The following is a 26,113-nucleotide window of genomic DNA, read 5'->3' on the forward strand; positions in this document are numbered from 1 at the left end:
TATCGTATCTTTGTCCGCATACAAAAATACTGAATAAAAGATGAAAGGCATAGTTTTAGCAGGAGGTTCAGGCACACGCTTGTATCCCATTACAAAAGGAGTATCCAAACAACTTCTTCCGATTTTTGATAAGCCGATGATTTATTATCCCATCTCGGTGTTGATGTTGGCAGGCATTAGGGAAATATTAATTATTTCTACTCCTTACGATCTTCCGGGCTTTAAACGTTTATTAGGTGATGGTTCTGACTATGGAGTAAAGTTTGAATATGCAGAACAGCCTTCTCCTGACGGCTTGGCACAGGCTTTTATTATTGGAGAAGAATTTATAGGGAATGATTCGGCATGTTTGGTCTTGGGCGATAATATCTTTTATGGTCATGGCTTGACTGAAATGTTGAAGGAAGCTGTTCTTACAGCGGAAAATGAGAATAAAGCGACGGTTTTTGGCTATTGGGTAAATGACCCCGAGCGTTATGGCGTTGCGGAGTTTGATAAAGAAGGCAATGTACTCAGTATAGAAGAAAAGCCGAAAGAACCTAAATCAAATTATGCAGTTGTCGGTTTATATTTTTATCCGAATAAAGTGGTGGATGTGGCAAAAGCAATTAAGCCGTCTGCTCGTGGTGAATTGGAAATAACAACCGTCAATCAACGTTTCTTGGAGGACAAAGAACTAAAAGTACAGTTGTTGGGGCGTGGGTTTGCATGGCTCGATACCGGAACTCATGATTCTTTGGCCGAAGCTTCTACTTTTATAGAAGTAATAGAAAAACGTCAGGGATTAAAGGTGGCTTGCCTGGAAGGAATCGCATTAAGACAAGGATGGATTACTCCCGAAAAAATGGCGGAATTGGCTAAGCCTATGTTAAAGAATGAGTATGGGCAATACTTGATGAAAGTTATAAAAGAATTGGAACGATAATATAAGATATATGCGCAAACACATTTTTGTCTTGTTTTTACTTTCGGCTACTATTTGTAAAGGGCAATTCCTGAAAGAATTGGATTATGGAGTGGAAACAGGAATTTCTTTTAGTGGAGGGAAACATACTCCTCTATGGCTGACTGCCAATAAACATGGTTTAGGCTCTATACAGAAAAACAACGGTTATTTGATGGCTGGTGTATTTCGTCCGATGGAGAAAGATAAAACTTTCTCTTATGAATTAGGGTTGGAGTTGGTAGGAGCTTACAACTTTGAATCGAATTTTTATGTACGGCAGGCTTATGTAGATTTGAAATGGCATTTCTTAGGTTTGAGTGTCGGAAGCAAAATACGTAATGGCGAATTAAAGAACCAAGAGTTATCGAGTGGGGCTTTAACTTTTTCCGGTAATTCATTACCTATTCCTCAAGTACGTATCGGAATACCTGATTATGTTGCTATCCCGGGTACTAAAGAGTGGTTCTCTGTCAAAGGACATATTGCTTATGGCATTTTTACGGATGGACGTTGGCAGGAAGATTTTACCGGTGGCAAACATAATTATGTGAAGAAAGCATTATTCCATGATAAAGCAATTTATTTTAAGATAGGTGACGGCAAATTCCCGTTGATATTGGAGGGAGGGCTGGAAATGCCTGCACGTTTTAGCGGAACAGCCTATTCCTATAATGCGAGCAAGCAAGAAATGAAAGTGGTCGATATTCCTCATCGTCTGAAAGATTTCTGGAATGTGCTGATACCTTCCAAAGGTGATAGCGAAACATTGGGAATGGACCAAACCAATATTGTTGGTGATATGTTAGGCAGCTGGAATTTTTCGTTGACTTATAATCTGAAGGATTGGAAGCTACGGGCTTATTTTGAACATCAGTATAATGATCATTCGCAATTATTTGGAGAGTATGGATGGAAAGATGGCTTATGGGGAGCAGAAGTGACGCTTCCAAAGAATCCGTTTGTATCTTGTCTTGTATATGAACATTTGTATAGTAAGGATCAAACAGGACCTGTCTATCATGATACGGATAAAATAATACCGGATCAGATAAGTGGCTCAGACGATTATTATAATCATGGAGTTTACTCCGGATGGCAACATTGGGGTATGGCGATAGGTAATCCTTTATTTGTATCTCCTGTGTATAATGAGAATGGTAGTCTGTATTTTCGTAGCAATCGAATTATAGCCAACCATGTAGGAATTACAGGTAATCCAACGGATGAATTTAAGTATAGAGTCTTATTTTCTCACGCGCGGCATTGGGGAACTTACAGTAATCCGTTACCTGATATAAAGTATAATATGAACGTGATGGCGGAACTTGCTTATTCTCCTAAAGCATTTAAACATTGGACTTTCATCGGTTCGATAGCCGGAGATAAGAGTGACTATATCACTGGTAATAGCTTGGGAGGTATGTTGACTATTCGTTTTAATAAATGAGAATTGATATGAAAGACTTTGGATGTTTTTTGAAAAGGGCAGGGCTGTTTCTATTGGTGACTTTTATATTCTCTTATTGCGGCAAAATGCCGATTAATGGTAAGTTGGACGGTCGTTGGCAGTTGATGGTTATAAATTATCATGCGGATGGAGAACAGGAGAAACCGGAATATACCTATTATGATTTTGCTTTGCACTTAATGCAATTCAGACAAACACGTGCTACAGACGGTGGATATGGCTATATCAATGGTCGGTTTAATCATGTAGGCGATTCGTTACATGTACGGATGATAAGACAGAATAAAAATGTAGCCAAACGATTTGGTCTAAACGATACTATTCAGCATTTCTCAGTAGAGAAATTAACGAATAAGAGAATGGTTCTTAATTCTGATTATGCGAGATTAGAGTTCAGAAAGTTTTGATTTTTGATTTTATTTCAGCATAGATGAACAAACAGTAGGGTATTTTCTTTATTAATCAGATAAAATGCTGTAATTTTGCACTTAATAAATAAAACGCAGACTATATGAGTGTTGAAAATCATTTAGTTATTATGGCCGGTGGCGTAGGAAGCCGTTTTTGGCCGATGAGTACACCGGAGTGTCCGAAACAGTTTATAGATGTTTTAGGATGCGGACGTACATTAATTCAATTGACGGCAGATCGTTTTAAAGGTATTTGTCCGCCGGAGAATATATGGGTTGTAACGTCAAAGAAATATGCAGATATTGTAAAGCAACAGTTACCGGAATTGCCAGAATCAAATATTTTGCAAGAACCTTGTATGCGGAATACAGCTCCTTGCATCGCTTATGTGAGTTGGAAAATAAAAAAGCAACATCCGAATGCCAATATCGTTGTGACTCCTTCGGACCATATCGTTATGAATGTAGAAGAGTTTCAGCGTGTGATAAAGTCCTCTCTTAATTTTACAGCGAATTCAGATGCCATACTAACGCTTGGCATGAAGCCTACGCGTCCTGAAACAGGTTATGGATATATTGAAGCGGATTTGTCGTGCGCTTCTTCTACCAATAAAGAGATTTATCGTGTCGATGCTTTTAAAGAGAAACCGGATAAAGAGACCGCTGAGAAATATATTTCCCGACCTAATTTCTTTTGGAATGCCGGTATCTTTGTTTGGAATGTGGATACAATTGTTAATGCAATGCGTATTTATCAGCCGGAGATAGCAGATATATTCGAGTCGATGCTTCCTTATTATTACACGGATAAGGAACAGGAAGAAATAGATAAACAATTTCAGGATTGCAAGAATATATCGGTGGATTATGCTATTCTGGAAAAAGCTGATGAGATATTTGTTTTCCCTGCGGATTTTGGATGGAGTGATTTGGGTACATGGGGTTCTCTGCATGGTCAGTTGGAGAAAGATAGGGATGAAAATGCTTGTATCGGTGAGAATGTGAAGTTGATAGAAAGCCGGAATTGTGTTGTGCATACTTCTCAGGAGAGGAGAGTCGTAATTCAAGGTTTGGATGGCTATATCGTTGCCGAAAAAGATAATACATTGCTTATTTGCAAGTTGAGCGAGGAACAGCGTATTAAAGAGTTTTCAAAGTAAGATTATAATTATATTTGTATGAAAAAAGTAGCATTAATTTCTGGTATTACAGGTCAGGACGGTTCTTTTCTGGCTGAGTTTTTGATTGACAAAGGATATGAAGTACACGGCATTTTACGCAGATCTTCCTCTTTTAATACAGGACGTATCGAGCATTTATATTTAGATGAATGGGTACGTGATATGAAACAAAACCGTTTGGTTAATTTGCATTATGGAGATATGACTGATTCAAGCTCATTAATCCGTATTATCCAGCAAATTCAACCGGATGAAATATATAATCTGGCAGCCCAGAGCCATGTGAAAGTCAGCTTCGATGTTCCGGAATATACTGCTGAGGCTGATGCCATCGGTACATTGCGTATGTTGGAAGCTGTTCGTATTTTAGGATTGGAAAAGAAAACAAAGATATATCAGGCATCTACTTCTGAATTATTCGGATTGGTGCAGGAAGTTCCACAAAAAGAAACCACTCCTTTCTATCCGCGTTCTCCTTACGGAGTAGCAAAGCAATACGGTTTTTGGATTACGAAGAACTATCGTGAGAGCTACGGTATGTTTGCTGTAAATGGTATTTTGTTTAACCATGAAAGTGAGCGTCGTGGTGAGACATTTGTAACTCGTAAGATTACTTTAGCAGTATCCCGTATTGTCCAAGGATTTCAGGATAAACTGTATCTTGGTAATTTGAATTCTTTACGTGACTGGGGATATGCCAAAGACTATGTAGAGTGTATGTGGTTGATTCTTCAGCATGATAAACCGGAGGATTTCGTTATTGCAACAGGAGAATATCACACGGTTCGTGAGTTTACTACTCTTGCATTCAAGGAAGTTGGCATTGAATTGAGATGGGAAGGTGAAGGTGTTAATGAGAAAGGTATCGATGTGAAAACCGGTAAAGTATTGGTTGAAGTTGATTCTAAATATTTCCGTCCTGCTGAAGTAGAGCAGCTGTTGGGTGATCCGACTAAAGCCAGAACTTTGTTAGGATGGAATCCAAGAAGGACTTCTTTCGAAGAACTGGTAAAAATCATGGTTTCCCATGATATGAAGTTTGTAAAGAAGCTCTATCTGAAATCAAAAATAGAGGAATAATGGATAAAAATGCCAAGATATATGTAGCGGGACATCACGGCTTGGTGGGTTCTGCTATATTTAAGAATCTGCAGAAGAAAGGTTATACCAATCTGATAGGGCGTTCTCACAAGGAATTAGACCTTTTGGATGGTTTGGCTGTGAAGAAGTTTTTTGATGAAGAGCAACCGGAATACGTAATCTTAGCAGCTGCTCATGTGGGGGGCATTATGGCGAACAGCCTCTATCGTGCGGATTTTATTTATAAGAATCTACAGATTCAGCAGAATGTTATTGGTGAGAGCTTTCGTCATAATGTGAAGAAATTACTGTTTTTAGGCAGTACTTGTATCTATCCTCGTGATGCGGAGCAACCGATGAAAGAAGATGCGTTGCTGACATCTCCGTTGGAATATACCAACGAACCATACGCTATTGCCAAAATTGCAGGATTGAAGATGTGCGAAAGCTTTAATCTTCAGTATGGTACAAACTATATTGCTGTGATGCCTACCAATCTGTATGGTCCGAATGATAATTTTGATTTGGAACGAAGTCACGTACTTCCCGCAATGATTCGTAAGATTCATTTAGGAAAGTGCTTGCATGAAGGCGATTGGGATGCTATACGCAAAGACTTGAATCATCGTCCGGTAGAGGGGATAAATGGCGATAGCTCGAAGGAAGATATTCTTGCTATTTTGAAGAAGTATGGTATTACTGAAAACGAGGTTGAATTATGGGGGACAGGTAAACCGCTTCGTGAATTCCTTTGGAGTGAGGAGATGGCGGATGCAAGTGTTTTCGTAATGGAACATGTTGATTTTAAAGATACTTATAATCCGGCGGACAAGGATGTGCGTAACTGCCATATCAATATCGGTACCGGTAAAGAGATAACAATCGGTGAGCTTGCTAAGTTGATTGTTCAGGAAGTAGGCTATAAAGGTTTATTGACTTTTAATACTTCTAAGCCCGATGGAACGATGCGCAAGTTGACAGATGTGACCAAGTTGCATGATTTGGGATGGCATCATAAAATCGAAATAGATGAGGGCGTAAAGAAAATGTACGATTGGTATCTGAATAATTGATATCGGATTATTTAGAATCGAATAATTTATAAAGCCGAGGTTTTCCTGATGATTATGATGGAGAACTTCGGCTTTTTTGATTGCATATCATTTTTGAAAAAAAGACATACGGACGATTGAAGACAAAGGTACGGTCGATTGTTTGCAAACAATAGGAGTTTGTAATCAATCGACCGTATGTTGAACAGCAGGTATTTATTGTAGCTGAATCGAGTAATCGGATAATCATATTAATTTTATCGGTCATATTTACTTGTTCGTATTTATCGCATTTAATAACTGTGCTGAAAACAGTTATAGATAAAGGCTAAATATTTATCTTTGCTAGATAATATGAACTTTTCAAAGAATTAGATATAATGAAAAAACTTTTATCACTTCCACCGAATTTGGTGAATTGTTTTCATGAGATTGAGAAGGCTGACCGTAACGAATGGTTTTGTACGTCTGATCCTATCGGAGCAAAACTAGGTTCCGGTGGTGGAACTACTTGGTTGTTAGAGGAATGTCAGCAAGCAATGGAGCCGGAAATAGATTTTATGACTTGGCTGGGAAAGGATAAAAGGATATTGCTTCACGCAGGAGGGCAGAGTCGTCGGTTGCCGGGATATGCACCCTCCGGAAAGATATTGACACCGGTTCCGGTATTCCGATGGGAGCGCGGACAGTGCCTCAAGCAGAATTTACTTTCTTTGCAGCTACCTCTTTATGAGCGAATCATGGAAAAAGCACCGGACTCACTTCATACGTTGATCGCAAGTGGTGATGTCTATATCCGTTCGGGTAAACCTCTTCAGAAGATACCGGAAGCAGATGTCGTTTGTTACGGTTTGTGGGTAGACCCTAATTTGGCGAAGAATCATGGCGTGTTTGTCTTGGACAGGAAGCAACCGGAAGAACTTGATTTTATGTTGCAAAAGCCGACAGTTGAAGAAATGAGTAAGTTGATGCAAAGTCATTTCTTTTTGATGGATATAGGTATCTGGATATTGAGTGACCGGGCTGTTGAATTACTGATGAAACGGTCTAAGAAAGATGATTCATTGAGATATTATGATTTATATTCTGATTTTGGACGGGCTTTGGGCGGTAATCCCAAAGTAGAGGATGATGAATTGCGTGAATTGAGCGTGGCAATATTGCCGTTGCAGGATGGGGAGTTTTATCATTACGGTACAAGTCGTGAATTAATATCTTCTACAGTAGCTGTTCAGAATTTGGTGAATGATCAACGTGCTATTATCAATCGTAAAATAAAGCCACATCCGGCCATGTTTGTACAGAATGCTGAGGTGAAGTATAAGCTCTCGGCAGAAAATTCAGAGGTATGGATTGAAAATAGTTACGTCAATGAGAACTGGTTGTTGTCGAACAGGAATATTATAACAGGAGTCCCCGTTAATGATTGGGTATTGTCTTTACCGTCAGGTGTTTGTGTAGATGTTGTACCTTATCAGGAGACGGATTATATTGCTCGTCCTTATGGATTTAATGACGCATTTAAAGGTGATGTCCTGGCAGAAACCACCCTGTTTATGGGGCGTCCGGTAAAGGAATGGATGCAAGAACGCCGATTGGATGCGGCACTTTTGGAGCATACGAATGATTTGCAGTCGGCACGCCTGTTCCCTGTTTGTCATTCAGTCGATGACTTAGGTAAAGTGCTTCGTTGGATGATAAATGAACTTCAGTGCCGGGAGGGTAGAGATATATGGTTGCAAAGTAAACGGCTTTCTGCCGATGAAATATCTTCTTATGCCAATTTGGATCGTTTGTACAAGCAACGGGAAGAGTTTCGTACAAAGAATTGGCCGTTGTTGGCAGATAATTATGAGAAAAGCGTATTCTATCAGTTGAATCTGAAGGATGCGGCTAAAGAGTTTGTAGACAATCACATCACATTGCCAAACGATTTACCGGATACCGCTCCGTTGATGACCCGCATACACGATCATATGTTTCGTGCTCATGTAATGCAGTTAAAAGGTGAAGATGGGAAAGAAGAAGAAAGTAAAGCGTTCGGTTTGCTGAGAGAAGGATTGATAGATTCCATATCAGGGCAAAAGCAATATCCTAAATTGGCTGTTTATTCCGACCAAATTGTCTGGGGAAGAAGCCCGGTGCGTATAGATCTTGCCGGTGGATGGACTGATACGCCTCCTTACTGTCTTTATTCAGGTGGTAATGTAGTCAATATGGCGATAGAGTTGAATGGTCAGCCACCGTTACAAGTATATGTGAAACCGAGCAAGGAATATAAGATAATCCTTCGTTCGATAGATTTGGGAGCTATTGAGATTATAACCTCCTATGAACAGTTGATGGATTTTAATAAAGTAGGTTCTCCTTTTTCTATACCTAAAGCCGCGTTGACTTTGGCGGGATTCTCTTCTGTATTTCAAGGAGAATGTTATCATTCATTGGAAGAACAATTGAAAGCCTTCGGTTCCGGTATTGAGATTACTTTATTGGCTGCTATTCCTGCCGGATCAGGTTTGGGTACAAGCTCCATTCTTGCCTCAACGGTATTGGGAGCTATTGCCGATTTTTGTGGACTGATGTGGGATAAGAATGAAGTATGCCGACGTACATTATTATTGGAACAGATGTTGACTACCGGAGGTGGTTGGCAGGATCAATACGGTGGTGTGCTTCATGGGGTTAAATTGCTTCAGACACAGGCTGAATTTGAACAATCTCTTTCAGTCAGATGGCTACCTGATTTCTTGTTTGCCAATCCGGAGTATCAGAAATGTCATTTACTCTATTATACAGGAATAACCCGAACAGCGAAAGGAATTTTGGCAGAGATTGTGCGTGGAATGTTTTTAAATGACTCGGAAAGATTGTCTATTCTTGCTGATATGAAAGTACATGCATTAGATTTGTACGAAGCCATACAACAAGGAAACTTTGAAGAGATGGCAAAATTGGTCGGCAAGTCATGGATGCAGAATAAACGCTTGGATTCAGGAACCAATCCTGCTGAAGTAGAAGCGATTATTGATATTGTGAAAGATTATTGTTACGGATATAAATTGCCGGGAGCCGGTGGGGGAGGTTATTTATATATGATAGCTAAAGATCCGGAAGCTGCTGCAAGAATACGGACTATTCTTACACAGAATCCTCCTAATAGTTGTGCACGTTTTGTGGATATGAGTTTGTCTAATAAAGGATTACAAATAAGCAGATCATAAAGGATATGAAAAGGTATTGTCAGACTTTGAAGTTAAGAGATAATTCGGAATTGATAAAAGGGTATGTGGAGCAACATAAGCAAGTGTGGCCGGAGATAAAAGCAGGTATTAAATCTGTAGGTATATTGGATATGCAGATTTATATATTGGGTAATTTGCTTTTTATGATTGTGGATACAGTTGATGGGTTTGACTGGGTTGAAGATAATAAACGTTTAGCCGGCTTGCCGAGACAAGCCGAATGGGAAGCCTATATGGCCAAATTCCAACAAGCTGAACCGGGTATGGCTTCTAATGAGAAATGGCAAATGATGGATAAAATATTTGGATTGAATGATTAGTAGGCATTCTTGTCTCCGCGCATTACGTTTACTACTGTTTTATACATGATTCGCAAGTCAAGTAGGAATGACCAGTTTTCAATATACCAAATGTCTTTCTTGACACGTCCTTCCATTTGACTTAATTCTTTCGTCGCTCCTCGGAAACCGGTAACTTGTGCCCATCCTGTAATACCCGGTTTTACGAGATGGCGTACCATATATTTATTGATTAGTTTGGAATATTCATCAGTATGTTTTAGCATGTGAGGTCGTGGACCTACCAACGACATTTCACCCTTCCAAACATTGATAAACTGTGGAAACTCATCTATATTCGTTTTCCGCATAAAGTCTCCGAACTTAGTTTTTCTCGGATCATTTGCTGTTGCTTGCAGTTTATCACATTCCGTATTGACTTTCATAGAACGGAATTTGATACATTTGAATATACGCCCTTCTTCACCGCTTCGTTCCTGTTTGAAGTAAATGGGACCCGGTGATGTTATTTTGATAATGCTTCCTACAATAATGTACATAATAGGATATATAGTACATAGGAATATACTGGAAACTAATAAATCAAAAGAACGTTTCAATAATTTGTTTTCCGGTTTTAAAAGCGGTTCGTCACGTACATATAATACCGGAATGTCACCGAATAATTCTAATTTCATCTTTCTTTTCAGGTAGTTTCTGACATTTGGTACGCTATAAAAGTGTACCATATTGTTTTCGCAGAAATTAATGATTGGGACGATTTCTGCTTCTCTGGATGAGGGGAGACAGCAAAATACTTCATTAACATGGTGTCCTTCTAGAAATGGAATAATCTCAGATACTTTACCTAAGTATTTTACATTTTCCGGAAAATTTCTAAGTGGTTCATCATCAAATACTCCCATAACACGATAACCAAAAGAAGTATCATCAGAAATCTCGTGATATAGTTCTACCACATTGTTTGTACTACCTATTATTATGGCATTTCGCGCATTTCTACCGTTTTGTCTGAAACGTTTTACCAGTCTACGCATACTTAAACGCCAAAAACTAATACATACTAATAATGTAATATAGAGTGTAAATATTAAAGGCTTGGATATTTCTGTTTGTATAAGTGATAAACATGACACAAATAGAAATATAAATGTTGTTGTAGAGAAGAATACGCGTCTTATTATTATTTCAGGTGTGATAATTCGTTTATGCAACACAACTTTAAAGATGGATATACATGGGATATAGCCTAAGTTAAGAAGAACTAAATATTTTTGAAATGTATGCCCTATATTTGTGTTATATTGAAATTCATTAAATATAAGATATATAAAAATAAATATTGTATTGAGGATAAAATAATCACCAATAATAGTTATTGTCCTAATCATTTTAGATGTTTCAGTGGTAGCCTGTCTCATAGAAAATAAATTCAAAAATCCTGTTTGTCTTTTATAAATGGAAAATCTACTATTACCTGCAAAGTTATGTTATTTTTATAGTAAAAACAATATTTGGTGAGTGTAAATTAAAATATTAACGTATTCTTTTCGATATATGGCGTAAGATGTTGAATTCTTATGAATGTTTGAACATTTAATTTGGTAGATTGTTTATTAGATATATATAATAATAAAATATAAAACATTATGTCAAGAACAGCTTTTAAAGGTCAACCGGTTGAATTATCCGGTGAATTTGTTCAGGTTGGTGATTTAGCTCCTGATTTTCATTTGACTAAAACAGATTTGGGAGGTTTATATCTAAAAGATTTGAAAGGGAAAAATGTAGTATTAAATATCTTCCCGAGTTTAGATACAAGTGTATGTGCAACTTCTGTGAGAAAATTTAATGAAATTGCAGCACAATTACCTGATACGGTCGTACTTGCTATTTCTAAAGATTTACCTTTTGCACATGCACGTTTTTGCACAACGGAAGGTATCAAGAATGTTATAGCATTGTCTGATTTCCGTTCTTCTGATTTTGGAGAAAATTATGGGGTTCTAATGGAAGAGGGACCTCTTTATGGATTGTTGGCGCGTGCCGTAGTGGTTATTAATCCGGAAGGAAAGATAATATATACGGAACTTGTACCTGAGATTGGGACAGAACCTAATTATGAAGGGGTGCTAAAAGCTCTAAAGAAATAAAACTTCTCAAATTATTGTGTAGAGAATAGAGTAGAGGGGTAAACTGATAACGTCCTGATAGTTGAAACTGTCAGGACGTTTATGCATAATGTCAGTTATTTCTTTTTCATTCCTTTATAAACAAGAAATCCAACAATCAGGATGGCTATAGCTATGAAAACATACCCTATCTCATGACTATATTCTGTTACTTTTCCCATAAGCTGGTCTTCCGGAATGACTGATTCCAGATAATAGCCGATAGCTGCAAGAATCGAGTTCCATAATCCGGCTCCTAATGTGGTAAATAGCAAGAATGTTGATAGTTTCATTTTAGCCAAACCTGCCGGAATAGATATTAATTGACGGATAGCCGGGATTAGTCTGCCGATGAAAGTTGATATCGCTCCATGATCATCGAAATATTTTTCTGCCTTTTCAACTTTGGCTTCATCAATCAGACACATATGACCGAAACGACTGTTTGCGAATTTGTATACTAACGGACGACCTACAATTTTGGCAATATAGTAATTGATGAGTGCTCCGATGTTTGCTCCTATGGTTGCAAATAAAACAACCAAATAGACATTCAATTCTTGATTTGCAGCAGCTCTGTAAGCTGCCGGAGGTACTACAACTTCTGAGGGAAAAGGAATGAAAGAACTTTCGATAGCCATTAATAAAGTAATGGTCCAGTAATTTAGATGATCTAAACACCATTGGATAAATGCAACAGATTCCATTGATTTTCTCGTTTTAAATTGTTATTTAATAATTTTCTTCTATAGATTGTTTCAAATTAAGGATTAGTTCCTTAATCTCTGCTTGATCAGAAGATAATTGATTGGTAAATTGTGTAATGTTATTAGGATTTTGTTCCATTGCTTTCATAAAATATTCTTTGAATTTGTCTTTGTCGTTCTTTAAAAGATAGATGTAGGCAATGTATATATATGAAAGTCCGTGTCCGGAATAAGACTCTTGTAAACCTATCAGGTATTTTAGAGCAAGATCGAAAAGATTGTTATCATGATAAGCTAATGCGATACTTATATAAGAATCCGGATTTTCAAAGTTATCCAGCTCGAGAGCCTCCTGAAAGATTTCATTTGCTGAATCAAATTCTTCTTGACGTAGGAATATGGAGCCTTTGGTAATCAATAGATCCGCATTCTTATAATCCAGTTGGATAGCATTGTCAATCGCATCAAGGGCTTTGGCATGATCATTTTTATGGATATAGCATCCTGCCATATATTGGAAGGCATCTACTGTAAAGTAATCCAGCAACGGTTTCCTTTGAGTCGCTTTTAAGAAACATTCTAATGCTTCTTCATAAGATCCTAAGTTGTAGTAGCATATTCCGGCCATATAATATGGTCTTTCTTCATCCGGATTATATTCCGTGTATTTTAAATAGAGTTCGGCAGCTTCAGTATAATTCTCTATTTGGGAATATGCGTGTGCTTTCAATAAGATGGCGGCAGTATGGTTGGGATTAATGGCCAATACAAAATCAAAAGCCTCGATTGCTTTCTGGAAATCATCATTCATGCTGTAAGACTTTCCCAATCCAAACCAACATTCTGTGGAATAGGGGTCTTCATCCAACACCTTATTATACCATACTATGGCCCGCTCAATATTGTTGGTTCGAAAACAACATTCCGCATAGTCTTGTTGGATAGTCATATCACCGGGAACCAGCTTTAGAGCTTTTTCAAACCAAGGAAGAGCCTCTTCCGGATATTCATTATCCATAAAAACGTATGCAGCATCCAAATAACTCTCTTCATCAACTTCCTCTTCTTCCTCAATCATCCTTTGCAACATTCTTTTGGCTTCGTCTATTTTATTCTCCTTGGTAAACAATAGTGCTTTCAGCCGTTTAACGTCATATTCATAGTCGGGCATTGAATAAGCAATCTCTTTGGCCTCTTGAATATGATCTGTTTCTATTAATAAATGTGCTTTAAGGGTAAGAATCTCTATTGTACCCGGATGTATTTTTAATGAGAATTCTATTACATCCAATGACTTTTCGTAATCATCCAAAGATGCGTAATATTCGGCAATCTCGGTTAACTGGTCTGCATCGAAATAGGCGGGTTGCTTTCCTGATGCCATTTCTTCGTACTTAGCAAGAAGTTTTTTAAATTCATCTTTTCCAAATGACGAAGAAAAACTGTTGTCCATGTTGTTTATAATTTATAGTTTGCCAACTAATCGGTTCACCAATTAGTTGACAAACTTTATTCTACTTATTTATTTTACTCCAAGTATCTTTTAATGATACCGTACGATTGAAGATCAGTCTCTCCGGAGTGCTATCTTTATCGACGTTAAAATAGCCGATACGTTGGAACTGTAAATAGTCGAGCGGCTTGGCATTTGCCAAGAACTTTTCGACGTAACAGTTGGTTAGTATGGTCAAAGAGTCCGGATTGATTATTTCTTTCATTGCTTCTAATGCGGAGCAGTCTTTTGCTTCGCGTATAGCGGCCAATTCGTCACGAGGATTTTCTACTTTCCAGAGACGGTCGTACAAACGTACTTCGGCAGGTATGCAGTGTGCGCAGCTCACCCAGTGCAATGTACCTTTTACTTTTCGGTTGCTTTCCGGCATACCGCTTTTGGTATTCGGGTCATATTCGCAATAAACTTCTTCTATTTCGCCTGCTTCGTTTTTCTTGCATCCCGTACATTTCACGATATATGCATTCTTTAAGCGTACTTCTTGTCCCGGAGTCATACGGAAATATTTCTTTGGAGCATCTTCCATGAAATCTTCTCTTTCCATCCAAAGTTCGCGACTGAACTCAATCATGTGTGAACCTGCTTCAGGGTCTTCCGGGTTATTAACGGCTTCCATTTCCTCTACCTTTCCTTCCGGATAATTCGTAATGATAAGCTTTACCGGATTAACGACAGCGGAAACACGGGTGGAACGTATATTCAAATCTTCACGAACGGCACTTTCCAACAATGCGAATTCGTTTAGGGCATCGTATGTGGTATATCCGATTTTGTCGATAAATTTGCGGATTGCTTCCGGAGAGTATCCGCGACGACGGAAACCGCAGATGGTCGGCATTCGAGGATCATCCCATCCGTCTACAAGACCTTCTTTTACCAGAGTAAGCAGATTTCGCTTGCTCATAAGCGTATAACTTAAATTCAGTTTATTGAATTCAGTTTGACGGGGACGGTTGTCTTCCAAGTCTTTACCGTCTTTCAGCCAGTCAATGAAAAGATCGTATAACGGGCGATGAACAACGAACTCCAATGTGCAAAGAGAATGTGTTACACCCTCGAAATAATCGCTTTGTCCGTGGGCGAAATCATACATCGGATAGGCTTTCCATGTATCGCCGGTGCGGTGATGAGGAGTCTTCACAACACGATAAATAATCGGGTCGCGGAAGTGCATATTCGAATTTGCCATATCTATTTTTGCGCGAAGCACCATTGAACCTTCTTCTGCTTCACCACTATTCATTTTGTTGAACAATGCGAGGTTTTCTTCAATCGGTCGGTTACGGTAAGGGCTCTCTATACCCGGCTGGGTAGGAGTACCTTTTTGCTGAGCGATTTCTTCGGATGTCTGCTCATCTATATATGCTTTGCCTTCTTTGATAAGGCGTACTGCAAAGTCCCATAATTGCTGAAAGTAATCGGATGCATAGTATTCATTACCCCATTGGAAACCTAACCATTGGATATCTTCTTTGATAGCATCCACGTATTCCAAATCTTCTTTTGTCGGGTTCGTATCATCGAAGCGAAGGTTACATACGCCTCCGTGCTTTTCTGCTATACCGAAATCCAGACAAATAGCTTTTGCGTGCCCTATGTGTAAGTATCCGTTAGGTTCCGGCGGGAAGCGAGTTTGTACTCTTCCTCCGTTTTTACCCTCTTTCAAATCTTTTTCTACAGCTGCCTCTATAAAGTTAAGGCTTTTCTTTTCTGTATTCTCTGAAACATTGTTATCAGTCATTGCAGTATGTTTTTACACTTTAAGGTGCAAAAATAGAAATTCTTTTTCATAGTGTTAAGCATATCTCTCTGAAAACATATAAAAAAGATTAAGGAGATTGATTTAAGGCTCCTGTTCTTTCATTCGTTTGTCCGGGGAAAGCTTATCGTTTACCCATGCTTAAACGCAAGGACGTCCATGCCTAAACGCAAGGACGCCCATGGTGAAACGATTCAAAGATAAGGTGGTTACTATCTTATTTTACCGTAGTTGTGGTTTGAGTATCGGTAGTTGCCTGAGTATCAGCAACGGTCTTTTGCTCTTCCCAATGGAACGGTTCGAATTGAGTATTCGGATCAACCCATGTGGATTTACGTGATTTATAGATGATGAACGGAGCAGCCACAACAACCAATGCACCGATGATAAGGACAGCAAACCATACTGTGTTGCTTCCGGTAGAAATCTGGCTGGGTGGGATAAAGCTCAGTACGAACGCCAATAGTGAACCGCAGAATCCGAGACCGCCAACAAACCATATCAGTCCGTTACCTTTGCCTCCGATACGGAACGGACGGTTTGCCTTCTTCATGTTATAACGCAAATAGATGGCTCCGGAGAACATCAGCATATACATGATTAAGTAAAGAAGTACGGTGAGCTGCGATAGAATTTGGTAGAAACTCTGTACGGACGGCATAACTACGAACAATAAACTTAATAAGGTAACGGCGCCGCCTTGTACGAACAAGATGTTTTTCTGTACACCGATTTTATTCGTTTTCTGGAAGAATGGAGGCAGATAACCCGCTTTACCTACGGCAAAGATACCTTTGGAAGGACCCGCTACCCATGTCAATACCCCGGCAAGCACACCGAAAGCAAGGGCTACCGCGATAATTGGAGACAACCATGACATACGGATATACTGGAAGTAGTTGTCAAAACCTACCAACAGGCTTTGTGTCAGGTTAATATCCTTTTCCGGTATAATGATACCCAGTGCAAATGTTCCTAATACGAAGATGACTACAGTGATTGCAGAACCGATAAATACGGCTTTCGGATAGTTCTTTGCCGGATTCACCATATCTTTAACGTGGATACCGCCCATCTCCATACCGGCATAGAACAGGAAGATACTGGATGCCAATACCAGATTGTCGAACTTGGTGAAGTCGGGGAAGAAGTTGCTATGGAAATCCATATTGGATTGTCCTCCCGTAGCCAAATAGATAACACCTAATATAATAAGGAGAGCAGCGGGAATAATTGTACCGACCATACCGCCCACCTTAGCTACTTTACCTACCCAGCTTAACCCTTTCAAGGAAATGAATGTTGCCAGCCAATAGATGATAAGTACCACGACCAGTGTGTAGAGCTTGTTGGATGCCAAAGACATATCTCCGGTGTGATTCATGCCGATGAATGCGATGGATACTGCCCCGAAAGTCAATACGGTAGGATACCAAATGGTACTTTCGATCCATTGCAGCCAGATAGCCAAAAAGCCGAACTTCTTACCGAACGCTTCGCCTACCCAACGGAACACACCGCCTTGCTTGTCCTGAAACATGGCTGCAAGTTCGGCAGCGACCAATGCCGTGGGGATAAGGAATACAATAGCTGCGAATAAATAGTAGAATGCAGAACTTAAACCGTATTCAGCTTCGGCAGGAAGTCCACGGAGAGATACTACCGCTGTTACGTTCATAATAGCTAAGGTAAACACCCCTAGCTTTACAGTTTTTCCAATATTTGCCATAATTGATATGTATTTAAAGATGAAACAATAATCTGGTTCGTCTAGTTTTGTGTCTATAACAAACGCTTTTGGGCTTGGTTTAATCATCTGTGTAAAACAAGGTTAATTAACAGTTTGGGCGGGAAAACAAAGCGCTTGTCTGAATTGTTCTCTTTACCATAATAAATAATTATAGAGTATGAAGTCAGCTTTTAGCGATATCGTGTATCAAAAGAGAGGTATTTATGGGGTGCTGCACGTTATGATATTATTAATGTGCCTTTTCCTTATTGTCAGTATATCCGTGGATACTTTTCATAATATACCATTTCTTACGCAAGCCCGGTATTTGAAGATTCAGTGGTGGATTTGCCTCTTTTTCCTGTTTGATTTCTTGTTGGAGTTCATCCTTTCCAAAGATAAATGGTACTATGTGAAGACCCATTTTATCTTTCTCATCGTAGCTATTCCTTACCTTAGTATTATAGACTATTATCATATATCTTTTTCGCCGGAAATTACTTACTTTATTCGTTTTATTCCTTTGGTACGAGGCGGATATGCATTGGCAATAGTTGTCGGTTGGTTAACAAATAATCGTGCGTCGGGCTTATTTATTTCATATCTTACAATGTTGATGGCTACAGTGTACTTTTCCAGTTTGATTTTCTTTGTTTTGGAACATAAATCCAATCCGATGGTACATGAATATAGCGATGCGCTTTGGTGGGCATTCATGGATGTGACGACAGTCGGTTCAAATATTTATGCGGTAACCCCCACAGGAAAGATTCTATCGGTTGTACTGGCAGCTTTGGGTATGATGATGTTTCCAATATTTACTGTATATGTAACTAGTTTAGTTCAAAAAGCTAATCAACGGAAACAAGAATATTATGAGAAAAATAAGGATACTACTGCTATTGATGATATAGGAAAACAGGCTGACCCATCTTCTAAAAAACAGTCTGATAAATAATTATCTATCTTTAGGTTATATAAAATAAAGAATGATTCTTGTTCTTGGTAGGTAATTTAAAATAATCCTTTATCTTTGTCTCCGTAAAGATAAATAAATAAGATGAGTAGTAAATATGTCTGGATTGTGTCTGCCATGAGTTTCATACTTGTGGGGAGTGCTATTGCGAATGATGGTTCTTTAAAACGGGTGAATGGTTTGGACATTCCCGTTACCAAAGAAGCTACCAATGTGACGGATAGCGGGTTCACCGCCAATTGGGAGCCGGCGGCTAAGGCGGATTGGTATGGCGCATACGCTGTGCTTACCCATCGGGCAAAGAAGGACAGCGTCTATTATTTGGTAGACGAAGACTTTCACCGGATCACTTCCGGCACTTTTGAAGATCCCAAAGTGGGAGATTCCGATTTTGAATACTTGGATCAATACATGAGCCGTACCGATTGGTTTGCTTGTATGCCTGAGTATATAGTCGGCATATTGGGCTTGGACAACTTTTTCAGTCCTTATACTCCGGCGGCGCTATTATCCCCGATCTATGATTTATCCCATGACGGCGGCACAGTGACCGTGACACTCACGTTTAAAGGAGCCGGGATAGATACGGTAATAGTCTCCTTGTGCGATGTAAATGATGATGTGATCGATATGAAGCGGTCTCCGGTCACTTCGGAGTGGACTACGGTTGCCTTTGAACTGCAAGGGGGCTTGGAAGAATCTTATATCGGTATTACGATGGAAGGAATGGGAGAACTGTATATTGATGATTTAAAGGTCTCCCAAAACTTAAAAGCCGGAGAATCCATCAGTTTACTGTATGCATACGGGACGACTGCCGACACTTCCTACGACTTCCTGACACCTGATAAATCGGACGGGGATTCCTATTCGTTTAAGGTGGCTGCTTTTGTGAATGATTCCGGAGAGATCATTCAAAGTGACTTCTCGGAACTCAGGCCTGTAGTTTCTCCTATTGATATGGTTTCAACCCCGGCAATTGATGATACTAAAGTCTTTGTGAAAGAGGATTTGCATGTTGTTCTTCCTGATCCGTCATTGATAAAGGTCTATTCTTCCAATGGGGTGTGCATCGCCTCTCAAATGGGAGAAGCAGGGGACAACCGTATAAAACTCTCGTCGGCAGGAATGTATCTGGTGAGAGTGGGGGACGAAATCTTCAAGGTTATCAGATGAATACAAGAACTCTTTTCTTTGCAGAATGATGTAATAGAAGAACGAGGTTCGCGGACAACGCGGATGAAGCGGATAGGAACGGATTAAAATCCGTCTTTATCTGCCCGATCAGTGTCATCCGCGAACCTTCGGCATTATTCTTTATCATTCTATGATCGTAACTCTGTCTCCGCTAAACACAGACAGACCGAGTTTATTCATGATATATTTGATAGCCAATTGAGCTTTGACGGAATTGCCCGAACCATCCAAAGGAGGCGCGAAAGCGGAAATACCGAATACTCCGGGCATAACACCCATTACACCACCGCCTACACCGGTCTTTGCAGGAATGCCGGAAGTGTACATCCAGTCTCCCGTATGCTCGTAAAAGCCGACGGTAGCGATGAGGGAAGTGATCTTCGATGAAAGTCCGGCTTCAAAAACCCTTTGTTTCGATACAGGATTCAATCCGTCTCCGGCTATGGTGGCTGCACATACAGACAGTTGCTTGGCCGTGATGCCCAATGAACATTGGCGGGTATATAAATCCAGCGACATGGACGGATCATCGTAGATACGGTTATAGTTCTTCAACAGCCATGCAATAGAGCGATTGTTGAAGTTGGTAGCCGATTCCGATTTATACAGTTCGTCGATAAGTTGAGGTTCGCTGCCGCAAAGCTCCGTGATATTCTGAACGATAGCTTTCCATTTCTCATCAGAGTTGCCTACAGGTTTCACCATACTGTCGGCCACGATAGCTCCGGCATTGACAAGCGGAGTAGACGGATGATCGTTTTCCAGCAAGATGGCGAATATGGAGTTGAACGGCAATCCCGTAGCATCTGCTCCGATCTGCTCGAGAAGAGCTTTTGCCCCGTATTGACGTAGCACAAGGATAGCCGTATGTACTTTTGAAACGGACTCGATACCGAATTTGTATTCAGAATCTCCCAGCTCGATGGTTTGTCCGTTCAGCAGACAGATACTGATGCCGAATAAGTCTTTGTTGATATTGGCCAGATAAGGAATGTAATCGGCGTTCTTCCCGTCGGTGTTGGTTCTCACACTATTATAAGCCTCTTCCGCAGCTTGTTTAATCTGTGAGATGGTTATTTTCTGATCCATAATTGTGATTGTTTATTATTGTAGACGAGACCGGATTCGGAGTATTACCAGGACAGCATAAGTAGAGTTGTCATTGCCTACCTGATAGGCAACGCTATGCTATATTTGTTCACTTTACAAGAGATCGCCCTTCAGGTCGGCAATGGCAAATGGCAGTGACAAATGTCGGGTAGTAATACTTCCGGTCCGGTCTCGGAAAATTTAATTATTTACCGGTGTGATTGAATACCTTAGTCGTGACCTTCTCACTCTTATCTTGAGCGATACGGGTAGGAGTAGGATACTCAAGTTTCTCGAGTTCGGTTATTGCAGACTTGATATCATTCAATAACATATCTGCCATATCGCGGCTGAAACCTTGACGGACAACAACACGCATGACTACGTAGTTCTCCAAGTTGTCCGGCAATGTGTATGCCGGAACCATCCAGCCCTTTTGACTCAGTTTATCCTGTAAGTCATAGAGAGTCCAGTTGGCTTTCGATGCATATTCCGGTTTCAAGTACCAGATGAATAACGGGTTGACTACATCTTCGCTATAATTTACGAATGGAGCCATCTTAGCTATTTCTTGGTGGATATACTTTGTAATCTCCATACTGTTGTATTGGATTTCCTTGTATCCTTGGAATCCCAAGCGGATGAATTGATAATATTGACCAAGAATCTGTGCAGCAGGGCGGGAGAAGTTCAAACCTACCTGAGTGATTTCGGCGCCTAAGTAGTTTACGCTGAAAGCCATGCTTCCCGGCAGATATTTCTTGTCTTTCCAGCAAACCCAACCTAAGCCCGGATATACCAAACCGAACTTATGTCCGGATGTACTGATGGAAAGTACCCATTTCAGACGGAAGTCCCATTTTGTTTCAGGATTCAGGAACGGAAGGATAAAGCCTCCGGTTGCAGCATCCACGTGAATAGGAATGTCATAACCGGTTTTGGCATTGTAAGCGTCGAGTGCTTTGTCAAGCGCTTCTACATCATCATTCAAACCTGTCCACGTAACCCCTTGGATAGGCACGATACAAATGGTGTTCTCGTCGCACATCTTCAATGCTTCTTCCGGGTCAAGCGTTGTTTTCTCAAGTGTCAATGGTACTTGGCGCATTTCTATTTGCCATAACTGCGCGAACTTTTCCCATACAACTTGGAAACCGGAAGAAATAACGAAGTTTGGTTTATCGGTCGGTTTGCCTTGGGCTTGTCTTTTCTCGCGCCAGCGAAGCCATGCTGCAACACCTCCCAACATACATGCTTCCGAAGAACCGATAGCCAAAGCTCCTGCTTTCCATTTAGCTTGTTCCGGGCTATTCCACAGGTTTGCCATGATGTTGATACATTTAGCATTCATCAGGGCAATACGGGGATATTCAGTTTCATCGATGTAGTTAATGTTGATGGCTTCATTCATCAATTTGGTGGCATAGTCATCCATATAAGTAGTGACGAAAGTCGCTAGATTAAGACGGGGTTGAGTTTGCGCAAAAGTCTCGTCTTTTACCAATTGATAGGCAATTTCCGGTGTGGTAGGCCCATCAGGGATTTTATCTACCGGAGCCGGTTGCAACATCTTGTCCGAGCCAAAAATACTAGTTTTGGCATCACCTTTTCTCAAATTAAGATCTTCCATTGTTCTTGGTTTTAAATGGTTAATAATTCAACGAATGGAAACGTCCTGTTTCCGTTGTTTATGGCATGAACACTCGCTAAAAACAAATGTTTCCGGGTTTTACGTTCTCATACATAATTTGGAGTTTATTATATTAATCGATTGATAGACTGTGATTCGTGAACTTTATGTTTCCTTGTTTTGTTTACAGCAGAAATTTGTAAAGCTCATGAAAATCCAGACAGGGCGGGATACTATCCCGTTGATAACATTAATAGGTATATGGTCTATTTCCGCATTAAATGCATTGCCGGGATTGGCTGTTTCACCGATTCTAGGGAAACTTTCCACCATCTTTCCCCATTCAAGCGAATTGGCGATACAAATGCTTTCGTCGCTGCCTTCATTGCTTATTATACCTATTATTATATTGTCCGGGAAACTCACGGAACGGGTGAACTATATTCGTTTGTTGCAGGTAGGGTTGATTGTTTTTGCTTTGAGCGGGATTCTCTATTTGCTTTCGACGAAGATGTGGCAACTTGTTGCTGTAAGTGCTCTATTGGGTGTCGGCTCAGGTTTAATCGTTCCTCTTTCCACCGGATTGATTTCACATTTCTTTGTCGGCAAGTATCGGACGAAACAGTTTGGCTTGAGCTCTGCCATTACAAATATTACATTGGTTTTGGCTACTACTTTAACAGGTTATCTGGCAGAAGTAAATTGGCACTTGCCTTTTATTGTTTATCTCTTTCCGTTGATCTCGCTGGTGCTTACTTCTTATTTAAAAGGTGGCATCGCAGTTTCTTCCAAAATAGAACCGACGGATGATAATGATAGTAAGAGCATAGGGAAGAAGGGTATTGATATTCCTAAGTTGGTGCAACTCATGTTGTTTTATGGCTTGGCGACTTATTTGGTGATCATCATCAGCTTTAATCTTCCGTTCCTGATGAAAGAGTATCATTTTACAAGTGGTAATTCGGGCATTATGATCTCTCTGTTCTTTTTGGCAATCATGGCACCGGGGTTACTTCTTGATAAAATAATCCGGGTATTGAAAGAGAAGACAAAGTTTTATAGTCTCCTTGCAATCGCCGTGGGGATGGCATTGATAATCATTGCCCCTACGGAATGGTTGATTGGCCCGGGATGTATCCTTGCGGGGCTGGGGTATGGAGTTATCCAGCCTGTAATATATGATAATACCACACGTATTGCGGTTCCTAAGAAAGTGACTTTGGCATTGGCGTTTGTCATGGCAATGAATTATCTGGCAATATTGTTATGCCCGTTTATTATAAATGCGATTGCGTCCGTATCCCATATTCATACCCAGCAATTTGCATTTATTTTTAATTGCGTTGTTGCGTTGGCTGCCTCTGTTTGGGCGTATGTGAAACGGAAAAGTTTTTTGTTTAATGATGGATTAAGTATTGAATGAAATAGTATATATGGAAAATAAAAAAGTAGAAGCTAATATTAGTATGGTGATTTCCAAAGTATTCAGTGGGTTGAATATGAATGCTTTGAAATATCTTCTTCCTTTTTGGATGACGCCATTGACCGGAGTTACTATCAGATGTGTCTTTGCGGCAATTGCTTTTTGGATTATCGGTCTCTTTGCAAAGCCGGAGACTTCTTCTGCTAAGGATAAGTTCTTATTGTTTTTACTGGGCGCCTTGGGGATATATGGATTTATGTTCTTTTATTTGGTAGGGCTTAGTAAGACAACTCCGGTTTCAAGTTCTATATTCTCCAGTTTACAGCCCATTTGGGTGTTTCTGATTGCAGTGTTATTCTTTAAAGAAAGAATTACGTCTCTTAAAGTTTTAGGTATATTGGTAGGACTCGGTGGGGCATTGCTTTGCATCTTTACCCAGAAAAGCGACGGCTATGCTTCTGATGCTTTTATGGGTAATATGCTTTGTCTGGTCAGTTCCCTTGCTTACGCTATTTATCTGGTGGTAAGTAATCGTATACTTAAATCGGTCGGAGTGTTTACGATGCTAAGATATACATTTAGCGGTGCGGCTTTCTCCAGTCTGATCGTGACGGCTTTTACGGGATTCGATGCTCAGGTGTTATCTGCACCTATTCATTGGCAGCCTTTTCTTTTATTATTGTTTGTGCTCATCTTTCCAACGGTTATCAGTTATCTTCTGATTCCCATAGGACTGAAATATCTGAAAACAACTTTAGTCGCTATCTATGGTTACTTGATTTTGATTGTTGCAACTGTTGTTTCACTGTTAGTAGGGCAAGATAAATTCCGATGGAGTCAAATGATAGCGATTCTTTTGATTTGTGTCAGTGTTTATTTGGTGGAAGTGGCGGAGAGCAGAGATAAATCTTCCGGTAAATAAAAGCGGTGTAATAAGAATGTAATACATTTGAAATGTGTTATTTCATTGGAATGAACTTTCTTTGCAATAAATACGGATAAGTTTATGGTAAAGTTTATAGAATCGGAATTGGAACTTCTTAAAAAAGAAGTCGATGAAATGTGGAATCTAGTGTATAACCAGATGGATCGTGCTCGGGAGGCTGTTTTGGATATGAATGTAGAGCTGGCTCAGCAGGTTATAGTGCGTGAAAAGAGGGTAAATGCTTTCGAACTAAAGATTGACAGCGATGTAGAAGACCTCATTGCCCTTTATAATCCGGTAGCAGTGGAATTGCGTTTTGCATTGGCTATGTTGAAGATCAATACAAACCTTGAACGGATAGGTGATTTCGCGGAGGGCATTGCCCGTTTTGTGGAAAACGAACGAAATCCGCTTGACGCCTCGTTGATTGAAAAGTTACGTTTGAAGGAAATGTTTGATCAGTGTCTTATGATGCTTAAGATTGCCCAAAAGGCTTTAGAGGACGAAAATATAGAAATAGCCACTTCTGTTTTTGCGAAAGATAACTTATTGGACGAAGTAAATGCGGATGTAACAAGAGTAATGACCGAATATCTGTCAGACCATCCGGAGAATATGCTATCCTGTTTGAATTTAGTTAGCGTCTTCCGTAAATTAGAGAGAGCCGGTGATCATATTACCAACATAGCAGAAGAGATTGTATTTTTTATTGATGCTAAAGTATTGAAGCATAATGGCAAGGTGGATGAGAAGTATTCTCTTAAATAAAAATAATCCTTAGGGATAAGGTTTATTAAAATATTTTCTTTAATTTTGTAGAGTAAACGCTGGGATGATGGGACCTTTGAGTTGGTTTTTGCATAAAATATTAAAGAATTCTCAAAAACATGTTATATGACATACTTTATTATTTGCTGCATCCAAATAAAAGACCCATATTTGCAACGTTATCCTGAAAACAATCTTTTTACCTTAAAAAAAACTAATACCTATTGAAAACTTAAAAACGGGACTTTGTGAAAAGTCCCGTTTTTTGTTTATCTACTTCTTATATTAATGAGGAACAGTCCGAAAATCAGGATTGGCCGGAGAAAGTTAAATGTGCTGATTGAGATAATTATTAAAGGTAAGTATAGATTTCTCTTTCTTTGTGCACTCTCAGAGCAATAATTATCCCTAAGTTTCATCTTTCAGTTTGCCTATTTTATCTTAATACAGAATAACTTATCCTGAAAGATGGAATCATTCAGCAGGTACCGGATCAACGTAAAAACCTGAGGGATTAAGTCTAAATTCTTATCTTTGCCTCCCAATTA

General features: G+C 39.6%; 21 protein-coding genes. 14 read left to right on the plus strand and 7 right to left on the minus strand.

Annotated features, from left to right (window positions below):
* The first annotated feature begins 40 nt into the window (after window positions 1-40).
* The 8 genes from rfbA to DXB63_RS07150 all read left to right on the plus strand — a co-directional run bounded on the left by rfbA (window position 41) and on the right by DXB63_RS07150 (window position 9,699).
* On the plus strand, window positions 41-925 hold the full coding sequence (gene rfbA / locus DXB63_RS07115) for a glucose-1-phosphate thymidylyltransferase RfbA (RefSeq protein ID WP_122125706.1): 885 nt from the start codon (window positions 41-43) through the stop codon (window positions 923-925).
* Between the two features lie 10 nt (window positions 926-935).
* A complete protein-coding gene (locus tag DXB63_RS07120; RefSeq protein ID WP_122125707.1) occupies window positions 936-2,393 on the plus strand; it encodes a capsule assembly Wzi family protein in 1,458 nt (485 codons plus the stop codon).
* 8 nt (window positions 2,394-2,401) lie between these two features.
* On the plus strand, window positions 2,402-2,821 hold the full coding sequence (locus DXB63_RS07125; protein WP_122125737.1) for a lipocalin-like domain-containing protein: 420 nt from the start codon (window positions 2,402-2,404) through the stop codon (window positions 2,819-2,821).
* Between the two features lie 104 nt (window positions 2,822-2,925).
* Entirely contained in the window at window positions 2,926-3,984 is a 1,059-nt protein-coding gene (locus DXB63_RS07130; protein WP_122125708.1) for a mannose-1-phosphate guanylyltransferase, read from the plus strand.
* Window positions 3,985-4,002: 18 nt separating this feature from the next.
* Window positions 4,003-5,085 (plus strand): GDP-mannose 4,6-dehydratase, encoded by a 1,083-nt coding sequence (gmd, locus tag DXB63_RS07135; RefSeq protein WP_122125709.1) that lies wholly within the window; start codon window positions 4,003-4,005, stop codon window positions 5,083-5,085.
* Window positions 5,085-6,158 (plus strand): GDP-L-fucose synthase, encoded by a 1,074-nt coding sequence (locus DXB63_RS07140; RefSeq protein ID WP_122125710.1) that lies wholly within the window; start codon window positions 5,085-5,087, stop codon window positions 6,156-6,158. The genes gmd and DXB63_RS07140 overlap by 1 nt, the downstream gene beginning before the upstream one ends.
* Before the next feature lie 359 nt (window positions 6,159-6,517).
* Window positions 6,518-9,358 carry a bifunctional fucokinase/fucose-1-phosphate guanylyltransferase gene (locus DXB63_RS07145; protein WP_122125711.1) on the plus strand — a complete coding sequence of 947 codons (2,841 nt, stop codon included), beginning with the start codon at window positions 6,518-6,520 and terminating at the stop codon, window positions 9,356-9,358.
* 5 nt (window positions 9,359-9,363) lie between these two features.
* The gene (locus tag DXB63_RS07150) at window positions 9,364-9,699 is read left to right on the plus strand and encodes an L-rhamnose mutarotase (RefSeq protein ID WP_122125712.1); all 336 of its coding nucleotides are present in this window, start codon (window positions 9,364-9,366) and stop codon (window positions 9,697-9,699) included.
* Here DXB63_RS07150 and DXB63_RS07155 read toward each other — a convergent pair.
* Window positions 9,696-11,099, minus strand: a complete 1,404-nt coding sequence (locus DXB63_RS07155; RefSeq protein ID WP_122125713.1) for an undecaprenyl-phosphate glucose phosphotransferase — start codon at window positions 11,097-11,099, stop codon at window positions 9,696-9,698. The genes DXB63_RS07150 and DXB63_RS07155 overlap by 4 nt on opposite strands.
* A 228-nt stretch (window positions 11,100-11,327) precedes the next feature.
* Between DXB63_RS07155 and tpx the strand changes: the two genes are divergently transcribed.
* On the plus strand, window positions 11,328-11,831 hold the full coding sequence (gene tpx / locus DXB63_RS07160; protein ID WP_122125714.1) for a thiol peroxidase: 504 nt from the start codon (window positions 11,328-11,330) through the stop codon (window positions 11,829-11,831).
* 95 nt (window positions 11,832-11,926) lie between these two features.
* Here tpx and DXB63_RS07165 read toward each other — a convergent pair whose 3' ends face one another.
* The 4 genes from DXB63_RS07165 to gadC all read right to left on the minus strand — a co-directional run bounded on the left by DXB63_RS07165 (window position 11,927) and on the right by gadC (window position 17,557).
* The gene (locus tag DXB63_RS07165) at window positions 11,927-12,556 is read right to left on the minus strand and encodes a DedA family protein (protein WP_122125715.1); all 630 of its coding nucleotides are present in this window, start codon (window positions 12,554-12,556) and stop codon (window positions 11,927-11,929) included.
* 25 nt (window positions 12,557-12,581) lie between these two features.
* The gene (locus DXB63_RS07170) at window positions 12,582-14,009 is read right to left on the minus strand and encodes a tetratricopeptide repeat protein (protein ID WP_122125716.1); all 1,428 of its coding nucleotides are present in this window, start codon (window positions 14,007-14,009) and stop codon (window positions 12,582-12,584) included.
* A gap of 61 nt (window positions 14,010-14,070) precedes the next feature.
* Complete coding sequence (locus DXB63_RS07175) at window positions 14,071-15,810, minus strand: glutamine--tRNA ligase/YqeY domain fusion protein (RefSeq protein ID WP_122125717.1); 1,740 nt, start codon at window positions 15,808-15,810, stop codon at window positions 14,071-14,073.
* A gap of 235 nt (window positions 15,811-16,045) precedes the next feature.
* Window positions 16,046-17,557: a putative glutamine/gamma-aminobutyrate antiporter GadC gene (gadC, locus tag DXB63_RS07180; protein WP_122125718.1), complete on the minus strand. Its 1,512-nt coding sequence runs from the start codon at window positions 17,555-17,557 to the stop codon at window positions 16,046-16,048.
* 178 nt (window positions 17,558-17,735) lie between these two features.
* On the opposite strand from gadC, the gene DXB63_RS07185 reads away from it, so the two are divergent.
* A complete protein-coding gene (locus DXB63_RS07185; protein WP_122125719.1) occupies window positions 17,736-18,515 on the plus strand; it encodes a potassium channel family protein in 780 nt (259 codons plus the stop codon).
* A gap of 102 nt (window positions 18,516-18,617) precedes the next feature.
* The gene (locus tag DXB63_RS07190; RefSeq protein WP_122125720.1) at window positions 18,618-19,709 is read left to right on the plus strand and encodes a hypothetical protein; all 1,092 of its coding nucleotides are present in this window, start codon (window positions 18,618-18,620) and stop codon (window positions 19,707-19,709) included.
* A gap of 144 nt (window positions 19,710-19,853) precedes the next feature.
* Here DXB63_RS07190 and glsA read toward each other — a convergent pair whose 3' ends face one another.
* Together glsA and DXB63_RS07200 are read right to left on the minus strand one after the other, a co-directional pair.
* Window positions 19,854-20,819 carry a glutaminase A gene (glsA, locus tag DXB63_RS07195; RefSeq protein WP_122125721.1) on the minus strand — a complete coding sequence of 322 codons (966 nt, stop codon included), beginning with the start codon at window positions 20,817-20,819 and terminating at the stop codon, window positions 19,854-19,856.
* Between the two features lie 205 nt (window positions 20,820-21,024).
* The gene (locus DXB63_RS07200) at window positions 21,025-22,449 is read right to left on the minus strand and encodes a glutamate decarboxylase (RefSeq protein ID WP_122125722.1); all 1,425 of its coding nucleotides are present in this window, start codon (window positions 22,447-22,449) and stop codon (window positions 21,025-21,027) included.
* Between the two features lie 208 nt (window positions 22,450-22,657).
* Here DXB63_RS07200 and DXB63_RS07205 point away from each other — a divergent pair, with 208 nt between their 5' ends.
* The 3 genes from DXB63_RS07205 (at window position 22,658) to phoU (ending at window position 25,565) form a co-directional block, all read left to right on the plus strand.
* Entirely contained in the window at window positions 22,658-23,872 is a 1,215-nt protein-coding gene (locus DXB63_RS07205; RefSeq protein ID WP_122125723.1) for an MFS transporter, read from the plus strand.
* A 10-nt stretch (window positions 23,873-23,882) separates the two neighbouring features.
* On the plus strand, window positions 23,883-24,794 hold the full coding sequence (locus DXB63_RS07210; protein ID WP_122125738.1) for a DMT family transporter: 912 nt from the start codon (window positions 23,883-23,885) through the stop codon (window positions 24,792-24,794).
* An 84-nt stretch (window positions 24,795-24,878) separates the two neighbouring features.
* Window positions 24,879-25,565: a phosphate signaling complex protein PhoU gene (phoU, locus tag DXB63_RS07215; protein ID WP_122125724.1), complete on the plus strand. Its 687-nt coding sequence runs from the start codon at window positions 24,879-24,881 to the stop codon at window positions 25,563-25,565.
* The last annotated feature ends 548 nt before the right edge of the window (window positions 25,566-26,113 follow it).

The sequence above is a fragment of the Bacteroides sp. OM05-12 genome (assembly GCF_003438995.1).
Taxonomy (GTDB): Bacteria; Bacteroidota; Bacteroidia; order Bacteroidales; family Bacteroidaceae; genus Bacteroides.

What these genes read in the sequence shown, in the direction of transcription:
- DXB63_RS07210 (WP_122125738.1), top strand. Translation starts at nt 23,883, where the DNA reads ATGGAAAATAAAAAAGTAGAAGCTAATATTAGTATGGTGATTTCCAAA.
- rfbA (WP_122125706.1), top strand. Translation starts at nt 41, where the DNA reads ATGAAAGGCATAGTTTTAGCAGGAGGTTCAGGCACACGCTTGTATCCC.
- glsA (WP_122125721.1), bottom strand. Translation starts at nt 20,819, where the DNA reads ATGGATCAGAAAATAACCATCTCACAGATTAAACAAGCTGCGGAAGAG.
- DXB63_RS07190 (WP_122125720.1), top strand. Translation starts at nt 18,618, where the DNA reads ATGAGTAGTAAATATGTCTGGATTGTGTCTGCCATGAGTTTCATACTT.
- DXB63_RS07165 (WP_122125715.1), bottom strand. Translation starts at nt 12,556, where the DNA reads ATGGAATCTGTTGCATTTATCCAATGGTGTTTAGATCATCTAAATTAC.
- DXB63_RS07130 (WP_122125708.1), top strand. Translation starts at nt 2,926, where the DNA reads ATGAGTGTTGAAAATCATTTAGTTATTATGGCCGGTGGCGTAGGAAGC.
- DXB63_RS07140 (WP_122125710.1), top strand. Translation starts at nt 5,085, where the DNA reads ATGGATAAAAATGCCAAGATATATGTAGCGGGACATCACGGCTTGGTG.
- DXB63_RS07155 (WP_122125713.1), bottom strand. Translation starts at nt 11,099, where the DNA reads ATGAGACAGGCTACCACTGAAACATCTAAAATGATTAGGACAATAACT.
- DXB63_RS07185 (WP_122125719.1), top strand. Translation starts at nt 17,736, where the DNA reads ATGAAGTCAGCTTTTAGCGATATCGTGTATCAAAAGAGAGGTATTTAT.
- DXB63_RS07145 (WP_122125711.1), top strand. Translation starts at nt 6,518, where the DNA reads ATGAAAAAACTTTTATCACTTCCACCGAATTTGGTGAATTGTTTTCAT.
- DXB63_RS07125 (WP_122125737.1), top strand. Translation starts at nt 2,402, where the DNA reads ATGAAAGACTTTGGATGTTTTTTGAAAAGGGCAGGGCTGTTTCTATTG.
- DXB63_RS07205 (WP_122125723.1), top strand. Translation starts at nt 22,658, where the DNA reads ATGAAAATCCAGACAGGGCGGGATACTATCCCGTTGATAACATTAATA.
- tpx (WP_122125714.1), top strand. Translation starts at nt 11,328, where the DNA reads ATGTCAAGAACAGCTTTTAAAGGTCAACCGGTTGAATTATCCGGTGAA.
- gadC (WP_122125718.1), bottom strand. Translation starts at nt 17,557, where the DNA reads ATGGCAAATATTGGAAAAACTGTAAAGCTAGGGGTGTTTACCTTAGCT.
- DXB63_RS07120 (WP_122125707.1), top strand. Translation starts at nt 936, where the DNA reads ATGCGCAAACACATTTTTGTCTTGTTTTTACTTTCGGCTACTATTTGT.
- DXB63_RS07170 (WP_122125716.1), bottom strand. Translation starts at nt 14,009, where the DNA reads ATGGACAACAGTTTTTCTTCGTCATTTGGAAAAGATGAATTTAAAAAA.
- phoU (WP_122125724.1), top strand. Translation starts at nt 24,879, where the DNA reads ATGGTAAAGTTTATAGAATCGGAATTGGAACTTCTTAAAAAAGAAGTC.
- DXB63_RS07200 (WP_122125722.1), bottom strand. Translation starts at nt 22,449, where the DNA reads ATGGAAGATCTTAATTTGAGAAAAGGTGATGCCAAAACTAGTATTTTT.
- DXB63_RS07150 (WP_122125712.1), top strand. Translation starts at nt 9,364, where the DNA reads ATGAAAAGGTATTGTCAGACTTTGAAGTTAAGAGATAATTCGGAATTG.
- gmd (WP_122125709.1), top strand. Translation starts at nt 4,003, where the DNA reads ATGAAAAAAGTAGCATTAATTTCTGGTATTACAGGTCAGGACGGTTCT.
- DXB63_RS07175 (WP_122125717.1), bottom strand. Translation starts at nt 15,810, where the DNA reads ATGACTGATAACAATGTTTCAGAGAATACAGAAAAGAAAAGCCTTAAC.